Genomic DNA, 17564 nt, shown 5'->3' on the forward strand with positions numbered 1-17564 from the left:
ATTCGATCGACAGCAGGCCGCTGCCCTTGTTGATCGCCTCGATGGCGCCGTCATAGCCGGTCACGTCGATCGTGTTGACGGTCAGGTCGCTGCCGTAATTCAGGGCATAGATGGCGTGGTTGCCCTCCACCGTCCCGGTCGTGGTGATGGACAGCGCCCCGCTGCCGTAATTGCGGGCATTGACGGCATAATCGTCGGCATAGAGCTCGTAGGCTTCGATGGTCAGGTCTTCGCCATCCGCCCCGTTGCTGGCGAAGATCGCGTCTTCGCGCTTGGCGGACACAAACCCCGTGCTCGTGACGCTCAGCGAGCCGCTGCCGTCGTTGGTGGCGTTGATGCCGGTGTCGTCGGCGTAGATTTGGGACACGTAGGCGTCGGTGAATGTGAGCCCGCCCGTGCCCGAAAGCGTGAGCGCGTCGCCGCCGCTCGATCGGGTGTCGATGCCGAAGCCGTCTATGGTGGTGATGACAAGCGGCGCGCCGGTGAGCACCTGGGTCACGTCGGTGGCCGCGTTTTCAGCGCTGGAGCACAGATAGGTACTCGTGACGGCGGAGTAGTAGCAGCCGCCGGCCATTGCCCTGCGAGACCCGTATCCGGAGAGGAAAACCCCCGTCAAAGCCGTCGTCACGGCAACATGTTTGCGAAAGGAAGTCCGCCCCCCGCGGGTCACCTTCACCATTCCTCACCCCGAAACCTGTCGCCCAGCCGAATCGAATATCCGGTCTTGAACAGGCATAAGGGCATGTAAATCTTGCCCTTTCAACTGCAGATAGGCGGAAAACGCTCAAAGAGCCGGCATTGCCCTTCCCCAAGGGAGCAGCCCTCTCGCTCTCCCCGGGGCAAGGCGCCACGGATCCCGGGCGACCTGCGCGGCTCAGAAGCTGTGCTTTCGCGCGAGAACCGACCGGACCATCCCGGCGTCATATGGCTCCCCCAGGAAATCGAACAGCCGCCGCGCGTAGTCGGGGTTTTCCATCCATGCGTCATAGCTGAACAGAAGGGAGCGCTCGGACTTCAGCGCCCTGTTCTCCAGACGCCGGCGCGCGTTGTAGAGCACCTTTTTCGCATGCTCGGGATTCTGTTTGCCCCACCAATTGCTCTTGGAGGCGTCATCGACCGAGCGGATGTTGAAGATGAAGGCCGCACCTGGAAAGACGCGTTCGACGAAGTCCATATAGGCCTCGAAGGCATCGTCCTTCATGTTCTGGATCGTGTGGCGAATCTCCTTGAACCCGCAGCACCGCGTTCCGGCCGGCACGTTCAGGACATCTTTGAAGAATGCGTCGACCAGGGTCCGCTCCAGTTCATGCGGCCGATATTGGTCGGCCCCGAACATGGGGTTGGTCGGAACCACCCCCGCCTTCGCCCAGACGCGGTGCACGCGCTCCACGCCGGAGGCCGCGCGGTGGAGATGAAACAGCGCGCCGTCGTTTTCCCCTCTGACGCAATATCCGTCGATCGCGTTGAGCATGCCCTGCAGCAATGTCGAGCCGCTGCGGCCGAACGTGACGATAAAGACGAACGGAAATCGGGCGAGGCCATCGCTTTCGAGGTAGCTTTGTATGGTCATGTGAAGAAAATATCGTATGGTCCGTACATGAACTTGGAGGCCCGGACAAAGCGTTCCGGCGGGAGACCATACTGGCCCGAAACTCTCCGGGTTGGGAAGTAAAGTCTGAATCTATTGGATGTGAACATGCCCGATCCGCATATGGTGCCAACTCATAGTGAAGGCGTCTACTCCGAGGTTCTGGATGACGAGGCAGTCGTGTATGATCGCCATCGCAAGCGCACGGTCTATCTCAGCGAGACCGCGACGCTGATCTGGCACCTGTGCGACGGCAAGAGGACGATTGAGGACATCCTGACGCTCCTGATCGCGGAATATCCCGAATTCGCCTCACAGATCGAAAGCGACATCGTCGACGCCATCGCGCATATGTCGAGCGCGCGGATCATTGTTCTGAAGGATCCGGCATCCCAACCATCGCAGGCTGACGCGCAAAACTGATCGCAGCCCCCGCGTGATCCGCGCTAGTCAGTGGCGTCGGCAAGCCTGTTCCTGGCCCTTGCGAGGAGCCTTTCCGCCAATTTCTCGCCGAGAAGCTCCTTGAAATGGTTCTCCATTTCGGCCGCAGGCAGGCCAAGTTCGGCATGGCCGGTCGCATAGTTGAAGACTCGGTCTTCCCAACGGTTCGGGTAGGGCGCGCCGGCCGGTCGTCCGAACCTGTGTACCCAGCCGAGATACGGCAGACACAATGCGCGTCCACCGGCCTGTCGGAACTTCTCATGCAGATAGCCCTCTTCGCCGCCGAAGCCGCGAAAAGCAGGATTGAAGCCCGGCCAGGCCGCTTTTCGGCATGAGAAAAGACCAAGCCCATGCATCCCGATTTCAAACGGTTGGCGGCCAAGGTCATCGCGTGGCTCCGGCTTGGACCATTGGCCAAACATTCCGCCGCTCCAGACAGGGTTGAAATGCGTCGCGACCTTGGCCAGATCGTCGTACACCAAGGGCCCCTGCAGGAGGTCAACGCTGTCCGGATGGTCGGCATAGTAGTCGAGAAGCCGGCGGATTCCGCCCGGCACGACCAGGACATGACTGTCCATGCACAGAACATAGGGGCAGGACGCCTGCTCGAAAACAATGCCCTTGACGAAACCGCCGGACCACTCGCCGAACGGCACGTAGCGGAAGTTGTCGATTGGGCCCTCCAGTTTCTTGAGGGCCTGGCTGTGGGGTCCGTCGGGATGGTTGTCGACGACCAGGAACTCGACCTCATCGACGATCTCGGGATGGTAGAGGCGAAGCGCCTGAAGCGTGAAATAGACGCCATCATAGTCGTCATAGGTGGCCATGCCGATCGTCAGCTTCCGGCCCTCGAAGCGCCGTTCGCTCGCCTTGGGGATCGGCCGGGGCGGCTTCGGCGGGTTCTTGGGGCCCGGCAAGGCGGGCGCGTCAGATCCGAGAGCAGAGATGAACTTCCGGCTCTCCGATGCCGACCAACCGCCCCCGACGACCACCCGGAGCAGCTGGTCGAGCGTGCCCGCCAATTGGTCGAAGCGACCGTAGCGCAGGCTGACCGCCGGCGTCGCGAGTGCCATCGCCTTGAGTTGCTCAAGGCCCGCGTGCTCCAGATTCCTGGAATTGAGATTGGCCTCCATCAGCTTGGCCGCGCATTGCGCGGCGCTGAGCGGGCGCATGGACAATTCGGCTTCGGCGACAAAGTTCACGAAGACGATGAAGCCGCATTGCCTCGCCTCACGCGATGGCGGTGAGAGCGACGGGGCCAGGAGGAGGTTGTCATTAGCCTCGATCGCGCCAGCAGATTCGCTGATTGCGAGAGCAGCGACATGATCCCGCGTGCCGGGCTTGACGACGAGCGGCCGGAAGAACGGCGCTACCTCTCCCGTCCCGTTCAGCCCGACAAGTTCGTCCGAAAGATAGTCGAAGCCGTTCGAGGCCAGCCAGGCGACGAGCGACGTCTTCCCCGCACCACTGCGGCCGGCCACGAGAATCGTCCTGTCCCGCAACCCCACGGCCCCGGCGTGAAGCGCGACACCGCTTTCGAGGTCAAAGACGAGCGCCCGAACGATCTCTTCCATAAGCCAGGTGAGCGCCTCGCCCCGCTTGAGATCATGACGCGGCGCGGCAAAGGGCGACGTCAGATGGTAGTTGCCCGGCACGCTTTCAGTCAGCACGACACGCGGGGTTCCAGCCCCGATCGCCGGACCAGCGCCTCGCCCGAAAAGCAACTCGATGTCCTGACCGAGGGACGCCGGGTATTCGACGCCGACCGAACGGTCGAGCAAGACGAAAGCCGTTGTGTTCCCGGTCGAGGACATCGGATGCATCGTGCCTTAGAGATCGATCTTGGAGCGGATCGATGAAACGGTCACATCAGACGGCATCGCCCTTACGGCGGCTCTGTCGTTGTCGTCGACTCCTCTGTCGTCGTCGGCTCTTCGGTCGTCGACGTCGTCGTTGTCGGATCCTCCGATGTCGTGGGGTTTGGCGTTGTCGGGCCAACCGGGGAAGCGTCGGCGTGCGCGGGAACGGCGATCAATTGGACAACGGGCTTCGTCCATGTCTCGGGCAGCGCGATCGTCACGGCAGCAGCGCCGGCAGCCCCGCCAAGCTTCAATACTCTACGACGTGTGGGATTGTTCTTGTCATTCATGATTTGACCGCCCGTGTCCTATCAGTGAACTGTTTCCCTGGCATGAACGCCAAGCTCTATCTGTAGTAATTCCCCTGGCCCGCAGCCAACAGATAGTATCAGGAACTCTAGAGAGCGCACCCGGGGACTTCAACCCGAATCTTGTCATGCAAGTAATTTCCCTGGGCGATTAATGGCGACAGGCTTCCGCGACCATCCAGCCAAATAAACACGCGCGCTGTGTTCAGTCGCCCTTGTAACGCATTCATGCGCGGGTCGCGGAATTTGCGGCGAAGGATCGATCCTTTTTCAGCATTTCCCGTAACACTGACCGGCGCCATGTGTGGATCGTCCGTGAGCGCTGCTGCATGGCGACCACCACCGTCCCGCTGATCAGCCTCGGGATCAGATTCCCGCGATCGATCGGCCCGAGGGCCTGCGCAATCTCATGGCATCGACGGTCTTCATAGATGTGTCCCGCAATGTTCAGCGCTGCCACGATCGCGAACCGGGTGCCCGTCTTCTCCGCGATGTCTTGCAGACGCCGTTCGTCGGCAGCATCGGTCAGGTGTCTTGCGGCCTGGACAATGTCGGTGACCTGGCGAAGCCGGTCGAACTGGTGCGCCGCGCCGTGAACCGCCGCCACAGTGAGGAGGGGCGCCGGCGCAGAGACTGAATCGGGATCGTCACCCTCGACAATGTCCGAATATGTCAGTCTTAGCTGCGTGCCCAGGCTCCGCGAATGAATGAGATCGCTATGCACCTCGATGGCCATGTGGGGGTAATCGGGACTGTAGAACTTCCACTCGCGCGCCGACGGGTCGATTTCGCCATCCGACCGGAGCCCCCGCGCGAGGAGGCCGTCGCGCACCCAGTCCAGCCCCGAACCGCGCGCCAGAAAATCGATGTCGGTATACGTCCTCAGGGACGGTTTCGCATAGAGATGCCGAGCGAAGACCGGGCCCTTGACGATGGTGGCGGGAACGCCGGCGGCGTTGACGCCGTCCATCACCGACACCGCCATTTGCCGCAGCATGAGACACAGGCCGATGGCGGCGTTGTGCCGGGACACCGCGGCGTCGAACATGGCCTGTGCCGCCGGTTCGTCAGGCCGTTGCAGATTGGCGAGAACCGGACCGAGCACGCCGTGCCTTTCGGCAAGCACAAGGAGGCGATTCAACCGTCCGGCACCCATGCCGACGCCCGGTGACGGGTCCTGCCTCTCGGGATCGGAAAGGAGGATCAGCCGATCCACGATCGATCCGTGCCTTCGATACTGTGCCATCAGCCACCCTTGACCATCGAATGCCGGCCATCCTGTCCGCAAGGGCCGCGAAATGCACGATCGGACCGCGCCGATCCAAAGGCAACCCTTTATCAGACGGGCGGAGTATAGCCGAAGATCTCGACATCCCTGCGATAGAGCCTCGCGACCGCGGCGCAAGTCTCCTCGTCATAATAGTCCTGGAACGTCGCCGGGCGCGGCGAGCTATGCTGTTTGCCTCGGCCAAGGGACAGCCATGTCCGCGAAGGCGCTCCGGACGTCTGGTCCCGGGAGGCGTTCACATGCGGCAGCTCATTCAGCGGCATGCCCAGCCTCTGGCAGACGCTGTTGAAATCGGCTTCAAGGTTCTCGAAGCGTCCGACAAAATCGACCATCGGGCGTCCCCCGGGATCGCAGATGAAATCGCTTTGCGGTGCCACGAACCAGTGCCTGTCGCGCCAGATCCGGCCCCTGAATTCGCGCAGGACGAATTCACGGAAGCTGATCCTCTTGTCGAAACCCAAATACCGATACATGGAGACCACGCGCGCCCATGGATCGCGCACGAAGGCGAATTTGAAATAGGCCTCGAACTGCTCCTGCGTCATGTGATTGCAGGACACATATTCATGCCATTTGAGATGCGCGAGCCGCGGCGGACCGCGATCCGGCCGGTCGTTGCGCCGCAGCAGCAGGGCCTCACGCGTCTTCCAGGTCAGACCGAGCTGCGTGAGAAAGACGTGCTCGATGCTCTGCCCGGCCGTCTTGGGAATGTGAATGAAGACGCATCTGTGATGGTGAGAGATCATGCCGCAGGAGCGTCACATCAAGAGCCCCGATCTCCCCTCTCTATCGCCACCGTCCGGATGGCGCGATTGATCATGGCAACCGTCCATCGGGCATAGGCGCTACTGGTTCATCTTGGTCAATCACGTTCGGTGCTCCTTCGAGTGTAACACCGCCGATCGAGGAACCGAACAAGTATCGAAGGAGGCGACCGGCCCGCCTCGTCAGGCGACCGTGTTCCTCAGGATGTGGATGGCGCAGGCCTGTGCGTCGTTTCCCTTGTTTCCGCCCATGATCTGGGCAAGCCCCGTCTCCGCCGACCGGATCTGGCGCTCTCCGGCCGTGCCCCGGAGCTGCTGGACGATCTCGTAGATCTGCGCCAGGCCGGACGCGCCGGGAGGATGACCGCGTGCGAGGAGACCGCCGCTCGGGTTGATCGGAATGCTTCCGGTCAGCGCGGTTTCTCCGCTGGCGGTGAAGGCGCCGCCTTCGCCCGCGGCGCAGAAGCCCAGCGTCTCGCAATGGACGATCTCTGAGATGGTGAAGGCGTCATGGACCTCGACGAGATCCACCTCGCGGGGCGAGATCCCCGCGGCCGCATAGGCCGATCGTGCGCAATGCCGTTCGCTTTCCCAGAAGGTCATGTCGCGCAGGGGCTCGTAGTCGCCGGAAGCCAGGACCGAGGCGGCAATCTCGACACCCTCGGCGCTGCGGGCCTTCAGCGAAGCGCGCGAACAGACAACGGCAGCAGCGGCGCCGTCGCTGTTGGGGCAGCACGAGAACAGCGTCAGCGGGTCGGCGATCATCGGCGAGGCGAGCACCTCGTCCAGCGTCACGGGCTTGTTGAACTGCGCCTTGGGGTTCAGGGCGCCATTGTCGTGATTCTTCACCGAAACCTGCGCCATCTGTTCCGGCGTGGTGCCGTAGGTCGTCATGTGGCGGTTGGCGATCAGTGCGAAGGTGCCCGGAAAGATGTCGCCGAGCTGGGCCTCGACCTGCGCGATGCCGGCTTCGAGCACGGTGCCCTTCGGCATGACGGCCTTGTCCACGCCGAAGGCGAGGACGACGTCGTGAATGCCCCAGGCGACGTCGCGCCAGGCGAGGTGCAGCGCGGTCGCGCCTGTGGCGCAGGCGTTCTCGACATTGACGACGGGTATGCGACCCATGCCGAGCTGCATGAGGACCGACTGGCCGACCCCCGTCTCCTTTTGCACCAACGCCGCCATGGCCGATCCGCAATAGGCCGCCTGAACGTCGCGCGGAACGACCCCGGCATCCGCCATCGCGTCCTGCACGGCTTCGACGCCGAGATCGATCAGGCTGCGGTCCGGATGCTTGCCGAAAGCCGTCATGCCGACGCCGGCGACGAAGGCGCTGCTGGGTGCGGAGCGCGTCATGAACGGCTCTCCTGCACAGCGAAGCCATAGCCGAGTGTGCCCGGTATCGCCTTGGCCGGGATTTCGAAGAAGACGAGACGGACGGCGTCGCCGACAGACACCGCTGGCCCCTTTTCGCCGACCAATGGCGCGAAGATGCGGGTGTCGTCCGCGGCCAGGTCCACGTAACCGTAGGAATATGGCGCCGGATGCCCGAGCGCCGAAGGCAGGCGGATCGTCGTGGCGGCATAGACCACGCCGTCGCCGGACAGGAGGTGATCCTCGACCGGCGTTCCGGGCGGACAATGCGGACAGCCGGCCCGGGCGGGAAAGGTCACGCGGCCGCAGCCGCTGCAGCGTCCCGCGACGAGACCCGTCGGCTCGCCATTCGCGTCGAGCCGGAACATGCCTGGCCGGAGCGGAGCGAGCCCCGCTAGCGAAGGTTTGTCGGTCATGTCAGATCGCCCTTTCCCGCTCTTGCCAGAAGGGGGCGCGCAGCACGGTCTTCATCACCTTGCCGGCGGCGTTGCGGGGGAGCGCATCCTGCGCAATGACGCGTTTGGGCTTCTTGTATCCGGCGAGCCTCTCGCCGCAATGCGCGATCAGGTCGGCCTCCCGAAGGTCGGCGCCTTCGACATAGACGACGGCCGCGCAGACGGCTTCGCCGTAGACCGGATCGGGGATTCCGAAGACCGCGGCCTCGGCGACCTGCGGATGCGCCGTCAGCACGTTCTCGATCTCGCGCGGATAGATGTTCTCCGCGCCGGAGATGATCATGTCGGTCTTCCGATCGACCAGCAGGAAATAGCCGTCGCCGAGATTGCGCGCCATGTCGCCGGTGTGGATCCAGCCGTCGCGCACTGTCTCGCGCGTCGCCTCGTCGTTGCCGAGATAGCCGAGCATGCCGAGAGGCGCCTGTTTGGAAATCAGTTCGCCGACGGCGCCATCGGGCACGTCGGCGCCAGATCCGTCCACGATCCGCAGCGTCGCAGGCGCCATCGCCTTGCCGGTGCCCTGCGGATGGATGGCGTGATCGTCGGGCGTCAGTACCGCGGTCATGCCGGTCTCGGTCATCCCGTAGAACTGGTAGAGCCTCGCGCCGAACGCTGCGCGCACGCGGGCGAACAACTCCGGCGCGATCGGCGAGGAACCGTACCAGATTCTTTGCAGGCTGCTTGCGTCGTGCCGCTCGGTCGCGCCCGCCTCCAGGATCATGGCGAGCATCGTCGGCACCCACATGGTCACCGTGATCCTGTGACGTTCGACCAGCGACATCACGTGGTCCGGATCGAAGCCGCGCGGCAGGATGACCGCCGGCGCGCCGCGGCTGAGCGCGGGCATGAGAAGCGCGATCAGTCCGCCATTGTGAAACAGCGGAAGCGAGACGAGAAGCCGGTCGTCGCCGGTCAGTTCGCCGGCATTGGCGATCGCCTCGACATTGGCCAGGTAGGCGGCATGCGAGATGAGCGCCCCCTTGGGAAACCCGGTGGTGCCGCTGGTGTACATGATCATCGCCGGCGCATCCCGGCTGTCGTCTGCGACGCGCGCCGGCGGCACGGACCCCGCCAGGAGGGCTTCGGCGCTTTCGAGCGCGACGATGCGCGTATCGGTCCTGAACCGGGCGGACGCCTGTTCGGCGCGCGCCTCATAATCCGGCGAGACCAGCAGCAGGCGCGGCGCGCTGTCATTGACGACATAGGCGACCTCGTCGGGGGAATAGCGGAAATTCACCGGCACGAAGACCGCGCCGATCAGCGACACGGCAAAGACCACGACGGGGTATTCCAGGCTGTTCTCGTCCAGAAGCGCCACCCGGTCGCCCGGGCGCAAGCCGGATGCGCGCAACGCGGCGGCCATGATCCGGCTGGCGAGCAGAAGCTGCTCATAAGTGAGTTTCCGATCGCGGAAGATCACCGCCACACGGTCGGCGTGGCGGGCGACCCCGCCGGTCAGGATGTCATGCAGATGCGTCATCATTCATCCCGGTGAGAAATGCCGAGCGCTTGGCGAGGCTGCGGCGCATGTAGCCGTCCGTCGCCATTTCCAGCGTGGAGGCCCCGTCGATCGGATGCGTCACGCCGTTGATCCGCTGGGCGGCCGGGCTGCACAGGAAGGCGACCAGCGCCGCGATGTCCGCCGGGTCCACAAGTTCGCCGTCCGGCGTGCCCTCCAGCGCGGTCGAAATGAAGCGGCTGCCGCTTTCCGCCAGTTCGCGATTGACCCTCGTGCCGACCATGCTCGGAGCGACGGCGTTCGCGGTGATCCCGTAAGGGGCCAGTTCCTTGGCCGCGGTCATGGTGAGGTTCATCATGCCAGCCTTGGCCGCGCCGTATTCGGCGCTTCCGACCGTGCCGCGCATGCCGGCGACGGAGGCGACGCTGACGATCCGGCCCGACCTGCGGGTGACCATGCGTCGCGCGGCCGCCCGGATCAGGTAGAACGACCCGGTCAGATGCACGCGCAGCGTCCGGTCCCAGACGTCGTCGTCCAGATCGACGAGAAGCGAGAACGGCCCCGGCACGCCGGCATTGTTGACGAGAACGCCAAGCGGGCCGAAGTCGCGTTCGATCTCGTCCACCATCGCATCGACGGCGCCACGGTCCGAAATGTCGGAGGTGAAAGCGCGCGCGCCATGGCCCAGATCGGTCAGCGCCGTCACGGTGCGTGCGGCCGCTGCCGGATCGATGTCGTTGACGGCGATGGCGAAGCCGGTCTTCGCCAGCGCCTCGCACACATGGCTGCCGATGCTGCCACCGGCCCCGGTCACCAGGGCGACTTTGTTCGTCATGCGGCTTCTCCACCAAGATATAGTTTGCGCACCTTGTCCGTCTCCCAGAGCTCCAGCGCCTTGCCGCTCATCGTCACCCGACCGAGTTCGAGGACATAGGCGCGGTCGGCGATCTTGAGCGTGGCGGCGGCGTTCTGTTCGGCCAGCAACACGGTGATGCCGTGCTCCCGCATTCGCTTGATCGCGCCGAAGATCAGCGACACGATCTTCGGGGCAAGCCCGATGGAGGGTTCGTCCATGAGAACGAGTTTAGGGCGGCTCATCAGCGCCCGGCCGATCGCCAGCATCTGCTGCTCGCCGCCCGACATCGTCATGGCGCGCTGGCTTTGCCGTTCCTCAAGGCGCGGGAACAGTTCGAAGACCTCGGCGAGATCTTCCGCGATCGCCTTGCGATCGTGGCGTTGGCTGTAGGCGCCCAGTTGCAGGTTGTCGCGCACCGACATTTCGCCGAAGAGCCGGCGGTTTTCCGGCACCACCGCCATGCCCAGCGCGGCGCGCCTGCGCGGCGCCTCGCGCAGCAGGTTGGTGCCGCCGAGATGGATCTCTCCGGCCGTCGGCCGCACCAGCCCGGCGCAGGCCTTGATCAGCGTCGATTTTCCCGCCCCGTTCGACCCGATCAGGGCGACGATCTCGCCCGGCTCGACCTTGAGCGACACGCCCTTCAGGGCACTGATGTTGCCGTAGGAAACGGACAGGTTCACAAGTTCAAGCATCGTCGTCGGTCCCCAGATAGGCGTCGATGACCACTTGCGAATTCTGGATCTCGTGCGGCGTGCCTTCGGCCAGCCGTTCGCCGAAATTCAGCACCAGGACCTCGTCGGCGAGGCTCATCACGAAATCCATGTGGTGATCGATCAGGAGGACGGTCGTCCCGCTCTCGCTGATCGCGCGGACCATGTCACCGAGCTCGCGGGTTTCGGTGTCGTCCAGTCCCGCCGCCGGTTCGTCCATCAGGATCAGCTTGCTTCCCGTCGCCATCGCGCGGGCGATCTCGACATAGCGCTGCTGGCCAAGCGGCAGTTCGCTGGCATTGCGGTGGGCGATGTCCCCGATGCCGGCGAATTCGAGCCATTTCTCCGCCCGCTCGCGCAGCTTCTCTTCCTCGCGTCGCGTGTGTCTCAGACCGAGGCCGCAGGAGAGGAAGTCGCCGCGATGATAACGGTGGCCGCCCAGCATGGCGTTTTCCAGGATCGTCAGCGAGGTGAAGACCTGGGGCTGCTGGAAGGTGCGGGCGATGCCAGCCATGCCGATCCTGGAGGAGGGCAGGCCCGCGATCGCTTCGCCGTCCAGCCGGATGTCGCCCGCCGTCGGCCTCAGCGTGCCGGCGATCAGGTTGAAGAGGGTGGTCTTGCCGGCTCCGTTCGGGCCGATCACGGCCTTGATCTGGCCCTGCGTGACCGAGAAATGCACATCCTTCAGGGCCGTCAGGCCGCCGAAGCGTTTTTCAAGCGACGACACTTTGAGCATCACGCGGCCCTCGCGATGCGGCGATGGCGGGCGAGATCGATCAGGCCGGGCAGCAGGCCGCGCGGGAAGACCAGCATCACGGCGATCAGCGTGACGCCCAGGATGATCTTCTTGTAGTCGGCGAAACCGAGCGCGTATTCGTTGAGGAGGGTGATCAGCGCCACGCCGATCAGCGCGCCCCAGAGCCGGTCGAAACCGCCCAGCGCCAGCACCATGATGATCTCGATGGCGAACATGATCGACCCCGTGGCCGGCGTGACGAAGCCGACGAAATGGGCGTAGAGCGCGCCGCCGATCCCGGCGAAGACCGACGAGACGACATAGATCCCGGTCTTGTAGCCGGCAGTGTGAATGCCGAGCGAACTGACGATGGGTTCGCCCTCTCGGATCGCGCGCAGGGCCCGTCCGATCCGCGACGAGGCGAGGTTCAGGGCGAAGAGCAGCATCAGCGCGGTGATCGGCCAGTAGACATAGTAGAACTGCACGTCGCTGGAGGCCTCGTATCCGAAGAGGCCCATGGGCGGGATGCCGAGCATCCCCTGCATGCCGCCGGTCATGCCGCGCCATTCCTCGATGACGAGCTCGACGATGATGGCGAAACTCAGCGTCGCGATCGCCAGGTAGTGGGAGCGCAGGCGCAGCACGACCGCGCCGATTCCCGCCGCGATCACCGCCACGAGGATCTGGGCGAGAAGCGTGGACAGAACCGGGCTCAAGCCGGCCCGGGCGGAGAGGATCGCGGAACCGTAGGCCCCGATGGCGAAGAAGGCGCCATGCGAGATCGCGAGCTGGCCGGCAAGCCCGCTCAGAAGCGAAAGGCCGAGCGCCGGCAGGGCGAGAATGGCGATGAAGATCATCATGTTGAGGTAGTAACCGGTGCCGAAAACCACCGGCACGAGCAGCATGGCGATCAGGAACAGGCCGACCTGAGCCGTGTTCCTGCGGACGGGGTTCTTGTTCAACGTGGCGACGACAGACATGGGGCGGGCTCCTTTCACGCAGCGGGCGGTCACGTGCGAGTCAGGTCATCATGATGAAGACCCGTCTCGTGACGTCCGCCGACAAGGCCGCGCGGCAGAAGGAGAAGCACAAGGATGATGATCGTGAAGGTGGGCAGTTCCTTGTAGGCGCCGGAGGCGAACGTCACGGTGGTGGTCTCCACCAGCGCGATCAGCAGCGCGCCGAGCAACGCGCCGGGGATGCTGCCCATGCCGCCGAGCATCGCGGCGGTGAACCCCTTGATCGCCAGCAGCATGCCGCCATTGGCGTCAATCGTGGTCAGCGGGGTGGTCACGATTCCGCCCGCCGCACCAAGCAGGCCGGACAGCACGAAGGACAGGAGAATGGTGGTGCGCACGGGAATGCCCACCATGGTCGCCGCGGCCTTGTCGAGCGCGCATGCGCGCATCGCCTTGCCGGTGATGGTGGATCGCATGAACCAGATCAGCCCGGCGATGCAGATCGCGCTGACGCCGATGATCCAGAGCGCCTGCGGCGTGATCGTCGCGTCGAGGATGCGGATCGGGTCGTCCCCGGAAAAGGGCGGGAAGCGATGCGTGTCGCTGTCCCAGATCCGGGCGGCGGCGCCCTGGGTGGCGATGGACGCGCCGATCGTGATGATGAGCACGCCGATCAGCGAGATCCGCGCCGCAAACGCGCTGGTGATCGCCATGAGCAGCGCCGCGTAGAGCACGACGACGACGAGAGCGGCGGCGACAGCCGCCGGCAGCGGCCAGCCCAGCGTGCCGTAAAGGCTCGCCACGGTCATCCCGCTCAGCATGACGAATTCGCCCTGCGCGAAGTTGATAACCCCCGTTGCATTGTAGATCAGCGACACGCCGACGGCGACGAGCGCATACATGCTGCCCACCGTCAGCGTGGTCATGACGATCTGGATCAGATCAACGAGGATCATCGAAGACATGCTTGGACCCTTCGCCTAGCGGGTGACTTGCCAGTTGCCGCCCGACACCGTGTAGACGACGACAGAATCGGTCCCCAGCCCGGCGTGGTCGTCATCGGCGTAGCTGTAGATGCCGCCGAGCCCGACATAACCGTCGGTCGCCTCGATCGCGCTGCAGACCGCGTCGGCGTCCGTACCGTCCGCCGCGTCGATGGCGGCGGTCAGCACCTTGAAGGCGTCATAGGCGCCGGCGCCGAACTGGTTCGGCGCGTCACCGAACTTGGCCTCATAGGCCGTGCGGTATTGCTGGATGACCGGTTTCTGCGGGTCGTCGTCGGAGAGGCTGTCTCCTGCCTCGAACTTGGCGCCGGCCGCGAACATGCCTTCGCCGTTCTCGCCGGTCCCCTTCAGCACCGCCGGCGAAAGAGCCGCATGGCTGTGGATGAGCGGGATCTCCATGCCGACCTGGCGATAGGTGTTGGTGACGATGACCGGCGCGCGTGACGAGGACCAGTTGATCAGCGCCTGCGCGTCGCTGCGCTTGACCTTGTTGAGAAGCGGCGCAAGGTCGGTTTCCTCCATCGAGAACTGCTCGTCGAAGACGATCTCGATCCCGGCAGCCTCGGCCTGGCCGACGAGTTCCCGGTGGCCGCCGTCGCCGAAACCGTCCTGGCTCGAAATGACCGCGACCTTCGTCCAGCCCTGCGCCTTGGCATATTCGTAGAGGCGGGCCACCACGATGGCGTCGTCGACAGGCAGCTTGAACATGCAGTCGGACTGCGGATCGACGGAGGCGCGGGTGGCGGACAGCATCAGCGTCGGCACACCGGCCCGCTCCAGGGCCTGCTTGACGGCCACGGCCTCCCAGCTCGCGATCGGTCCGAGGACGGCATCGACGCGGTCGCTCTTCACCAGCCGGTTGACGACGCGCACGGCCACGTCCGGCTTGCCCTCGGTGTCGTAATAGACCATCTCGACCGGCCGGCCGTCGATACCGCCGGCGGCGTTGACGTCTTCGACCAGCATGTCGAGCGTGCGCTTGCTGGCCTCGCCGGCGAACGCGCCGGGTCCGCTGAGGATCAGCGGCGCGCCCAGCTTGATCGGGTCGCCGTCCTGCGCGAGAGCGCTCCCGGCGATCAGCGCCGCCGTGCTCGTCGCGGCAAGCGCGGCTACTATCCTTGCAGATTTCATGTCACTTCTCCTCCCTGTTGTGAAAACCCCGCTGCCGGGGCCTAGGAACCGGTCAGGCCCCCGATGGCGAACGCGGCGGTCTGGTCGGCGATGTCCTCAAGCGACATGCGGCCGTCCTGCCGGTACCAGTTGAAGACGTAATTGATCATGCTGAGCGTGTTGAACGCGCACACGGCGGGATCGCGCCCGGTGATGCCGTTCGCCGCGATGATCTCGGCCATGCGATCGCGATAGAGACCGAAGATCGTGCGCTCGTTCAGCCGAAGCTCTTCGGCGTGGCTTTCGCTGAGATGCCGCTTGTCCTCGCTGATCAGCTTGAACTCGCGATAATGCGAGCGGCCGAGGAGAATGTGCGCGCGGATCGTTCCGCGAAGTCCCTCGGCCGGGTCGCCCGACGCGGACATCGCCCCGGTGATGACGGCCAGAAGCTGGTCGTTGAACCCCTTGATCAGGGCGAACAGCATCTCTTCCTTGTTGGCGAAATGGTAATACATCGCCGCCTGCGTCACGCCGACCGCGTTGGCGATGTCGCGCATCGACGCCGAGGCATAGCCCTTCTCGTAGATCAGCTCGCAAGCGGTTTCGAGCATCAGGTCACGCCGGTTCGCACCGCGTTCATTCTGATCGTCATCCTCGGAAATCCGGCTCTTCAACGCAGCAGCCACCCTAGCCTCCCCAGCGTGCTTAACGGTCGTTCAGTAATCTACTAAACGCGCGTTAAGCTGGAGTCAAGCGGACAATCCGACAGGACGTCATCGAGACGCGACGTGACGATTCAAGGGCGTGCTTCCCGGTCCGGAAAGAACGACCGATCAGGGGAATGAAAGTCGGAGGCAAGAGGCGGAATTGACCGCACCGCGTGATGCCACGCAGTCATTCGCACCGATCAGGTGCTTGAACTCTGTGAATCGCCCGTGATCGTCGGGCACCGTACCGCCCTGCCGGCGCTCACAGGCTGTGACGCCATCTCCGCGCATACGCGTCCAAGCCGGGTCGGCCTCTGCTGGATGTGCCGCCTCGGTCCGGGCCGGAACCTCCGCCGGTCGTCAGCAAAGCGGCGCCGATGCTGGTGCCGGTTCCCGCGACCGCGCTCACCGGCAGGCCCGTCGCAACCGCCAGCATGTCGAGATAGATCGCATTGTCGGCAAAAGGCCCCTCGACCAGCACCTCGCCTTGCGCGCCGGTCATCTCGAGCCCGGTCGCCGTCATCAGCGCCAGATAGAAGGAGACCGCGACGAATCGCTGGCCGTCGGTCAGCGAGGCTTCCTCGACCGTCCAGCGATGCGCCCGCCCCGGGAACGGGCCGGAGCGCGTCTCCACCGACGGCAGAAGCATCACGCCCCGCTGCAGCACGGCCGCGACATCCGCCTCGTCAGGCCCATGCGCAAAGCCGGCGGTCATGCGGTCGAATTCGCGGCCGCCCATGAAGCGGGCCGAAGGAACCGGATCGCCCAGCGCGTTGACGTTGATCAGCGTGTCACGGGCCGGATCAAGTTCGACTTCCCGGCCGCCGATCGCCATCGCGATCACCCATGTGCCCGTCGAGACGACCGCGAAGGGCGCCGCGCGCGACACCAAATGCGCATAGAGCGATGCGTTGGAATCGTGGATGCCGCAATAGACGGGCGTGTCGGCGCCAAGGCCCGCTGCTGCCGCGACATCGGGCTTCACAGGACCGAGACTGTCGGCAGCGCGCGCCAGCGGCGCCATCAGTCCGCCCCAGCCGGCCTTGTCCACGAGCGACGAAAACCGATTCTCGCGCGGGCACCAGAGATCGGTATGGCAGCCGAGCGAAGTGACCTCGTTGACTGCCCTGCCCGTCAGCCGGAAGGCCCAATACTGCGGATAGGTGACGACAGTCTTCGTCTTGCGGCGGATTTCAGGAAAGGTCTCGAACTGCCAGTAGAGCTGCGCGCCGAGATTGAGGCCCATCGGCAAACGCGGCGACCCCGTTTCGGCGAAATCCGGACGGACCGCGTCGTATTGCTCCGAAAGCGCGTCCGGCCCGTCATGCTCGTAGTCCAGAACCGGGGCTGCGAGATCTCCCTCGCCGTCCAGCAGCGCGGCGGACGCGCCGTGGGTCGTCACCGTGATGGCGTCGATTGCATGGGTGCGCCGCAAATCCGCCAGCCCCGAAACGATGAAGTCCCAGAGGCCGTCGGTGTCGTAATGCGGATAAGGCGGTCCGGCGAGCACCGTGTTCGGACGCTTGCGGACGTCGATCTCCTTCAGGTCCTCAAGATCGACGATCGCCAGCTTGGCGTTGGTCTTGCCGATGTCGATGACGGCGACGTGCCGCGGCTCTGTCATGCGTCAGTCCATGTGGAAGACGAGCCGCAGATCCTCGGCCAGCGGCTCGTTCTTCTCGTTCGTCGCCATGATGTCGGCCATATGCGCCCACCACCGCTGCATGACCGGATGGTTCGGGAGGTCGGCCATCGTGTGGTCCTTGCGGCGCCACAGCACGCCGAACAGCGTGTTGGTGTCCTCGTCGAGAAAGATCGAGTAGTCGCTGACGCCGGCCTCGCGCAGCAATTCGGCGAGTTCCGGCCAGATCGCGTCATGACGGCGCTTGTATTCCGCCGCCATGCCCGGATTGAGCGTCATCTTGAAGCCGTGTTTCTCCAATGCG

19 protein-coding genes are annotated in these 17564 nt (G+C 64.6%); 1 reads left to right on the forward strand and 18 read right to left on the reverse strand.

What is annotated here, in order from left to right:
* Together MRY80_RS20605 and MRY80_RS20610 are read right to left on the reverse strand one after the other, a co-directional pair.
* Positions 1 to 616 (reverse strand): hypothetical protein (locus tag MRY80_RS20605; protein WP_293293070.1); only part of this gene is annotated, 616 nt, incomplete at its 3' end.
* Between the two features lie 258 nt (positions 617 to 874).
* Entirely contained in the window at positions 875 to 1570 is a 696-nt protein-coding gene (locus MRY80_RS20610; protein ID WP_293293072.1) for a sulfotransferase, read from the reverse strand.
* A 126-nt stretch (positions 1571 to 1696) separates the two neighbouring features.
* Between MRY80_RS20610 and MRY80_RS20615 the strand changes: the two genes are divergently transcribed.
* Positions 1697 to 2011: a PqqD family protein gene (locus tag MRY80_RS20615; RefSeq protein WP_293293073.1), complete on the forward strand. Its 315-nt coding sequence runs from the start codon at positions 1697 to 1699 to the stop codon at positions 2009 to 2011.
* Between the two features lie 23 nt (positions 2012 to 2034).
* Here the strand turns inward: MRY80_RS20615 and MRY80_RS20620 are convergent, their stop codons facing one another.
* The 16 genes from MRY80_RS20620 to rhaM form a co-directional block, all read right to left on the reverse strand.
* Positions 2035 to 3843 carry a glycosyltransferase gene (locus tag MRY80_RS20620; RefSeq protein ID WP_293293075.1) on the reverse strand — a complete coding sequence of 603 codons (1809 nt, stop codon included), beginning with the start codon at positions 3841 to 3843 and terminating at the stop codon, positions 2035 to 2037.
* A 71-nt stretch (positions 3844 to 3914) separates the two neighbouring features.
* On the reverse strand, positions 3915 to 4178 hold the full coding sequence (locus MRY80_RS20625) for a twin-arginine translocation signal domain-containing protein (RefSeq protein WP_293293076.1): 264 nt from the start codon (positions 4176 to 4178) through the stop codon (positions 3915 to 3917).
* A 244-nt stretch (positions 4179 to 4422) separates the two neighbouring features.
* The gene (locus tag MRY80_RS20630) at positions 4423 to 5442 is read right to left on the reverse strand and encodes a nucleotidyltransferase family protein (protein WP_346433419.1); all 1020 of its coding nucleotides are present in this window, start codon (positions 5440 to 5442) and stop codon (positions 4423 to 4425) included.
* 92 nt (positions 5443 to 5534) lie between these two features.
* Entirely contained in the window at positions 5535 to 6230 is a 696-nt protein-coding gene (locus MRY80_RS20635; RefSeq protein WP_293293077.1) for a sulfotransferase family protein, read from the reverse strand.
* 201 nt (positions 6231 to 6431) lie between these two features.
* A complete protein-coding gene (locus MRY80_RS20640; RefSeq protein ID WP_293293079.1) occupies positions 6432 to 7604 on the reverse strand; it encodes a thiolase family protein in 1173 nt (390 codons plus the stop codon).
* Positions 7601 to 8038, reverse strand: coding sequence for an OB-fold domain-containing protein (locus MRY80_RS20645; protein ID WP_293293080.1), 438 nt, complete (start codon positions 8036 to 8038; stop codon positions 7601 to 7603). Before MRY80_RS20645 ends, MRY80_RS20640 begins: the two co-directional genes overlap by 4 nt.
* Before the next feature lies 1 nt (position 8039).
* On the reverse strand, positions 8040 to 9557 hold the full coding sequence (locus MRY80_RS20650; protein ID WP_293293082.1) for an AMP-binding protein: 1518 nt from the start codon (positions 9555 to 9557) through the stop codon (positions 8040 to 8042).
* Positions 9541 to 10371 carry an SDR family oxidoreductase gene (locus MRY80_RS20655; protein ID WP_293293084.1) on the reverse strand — a complete coding sequence of 277 codons (831 nt, stop codon included), beginning with the start codon at positions 10369 to 10371 and terminating at the stop codon, positions 9541 to 9543. Before MRY80_RS20655 ends, MRY80_RS20650 begins: the two co-directional genes overlap by 17 nt.
* On the reverse strand, positions 10368 to 11084 hold the full coding sequence (locus tag MRY80_RS20660; protein ID WP_293293086.1) for an ABC transporter ATP-binding protein: 717 nt from the start codon (positions 11082 to 11084) through the stop codon (positions 10368 to 10370). Before MRY80_RS20660 ends, MRY80_RS20655 begins: the two co-directional genes overlap by 4 nt.
* Positions 11077 to 11838 carry an ABC transporter ATP-binding protein gene (locus MRY80_RS20665; RefSeq protein ID WP_293294168.1) on the reverse strand — a complete coding sequence of 254 codons (762 nt, stop codon included), beginning with the start codon at positions 11836 to 11838 and terminating at the stop codon, positions 11077 to 11079. Before MRY80_RS20665 ends, MRY80_RS20660 begins: the two co-directional genes overlap by 8 nt.
* Entirely contained in the window at positions 11838 to 12818 is a 981-nt protein-coding gene (locus tag MRY80_RS20670) for a branched-chain amino acid ABC transporter permease (RefSeq protein WP_293293087.1), read from the reverse strand. Before MRY80_RS20670 ends, MRY80_RS20665 begins: the two co-directional genes overlap by 1 nt.
* Positions 12819 to 12847: 29 nt before the next feature.
* Positions 12848 to 13762, reverse strand: coding sequence for a branched-chain amino acid ABC transporter permease (locus MRY80_RS20675; RefSeq protein ID WP_293293089.1), 915 nt, complete (start codon positions 13760 to 13762; stop codon positions 12848 to 12850).
* Between the two features lie 15 nt (positions 13763 to 13777).
* Positions 13778 to 14932 carry an ABC transporter substrate-binding protein gene (locus tag MRY80_RS20680; RefSeq protein WP_293293090.1) on the reverse strand — a complete coding sequence of 385 codons (1155 nt, stop codon included), beginning with the start codon at positions 14930 to 14932 and terminating at the stop codon, positions 13778 to 13780.
* A gap of 41 nt (positions 14933 to 14973) precedes the next feature.
* Entirely contained in the window at positions 14974 to 15597 is a 624-nt protein-coding gene (locus MRY80_RS20685) for a TetR/AcrR family transcriptional regulator (RefSeq protein WP_293293091.1), read from the reverse strand.
* Positions 15598 to 15880: 283 nt separating this feature from the next.
* Complete coding sequence (locus MRY80_RS20690; RefSeq protein WP_293293093.1) at positions 15881 to 17242, reverse strand: FGGY-family carbohydrate kinase; 1362 nt, start codon at positions 17240 to 17242, stop codon at positions 15881 to 15883.
* A 3-nt stretch (positions 17243 to 17245) separates the two neighbouring features.
* Positions 17246 to 17560, reverse strand: coding sequence for an L-rhamnose mutarotase (gene rhaM, locus MRY80_RS20695; RefSeq protein WP_293294170.1), 315 nt, complete (start codon positions 17558 to 17560; stop codon positions 17246 to 17248).
* Between the last annotated feature and the right edge of the window lie 4 nt (positions 17561 to 17564).

The sequence above is a fragment of the Oricola sp. genome (genome assembly GCF_022763245.1).
Taxonomy (GTDB): domain Bacteria; phylum Pseudomonadota; class Alphaproteobacteria; order Rhizobiales; family Rhizobiaceae; genus Oricola.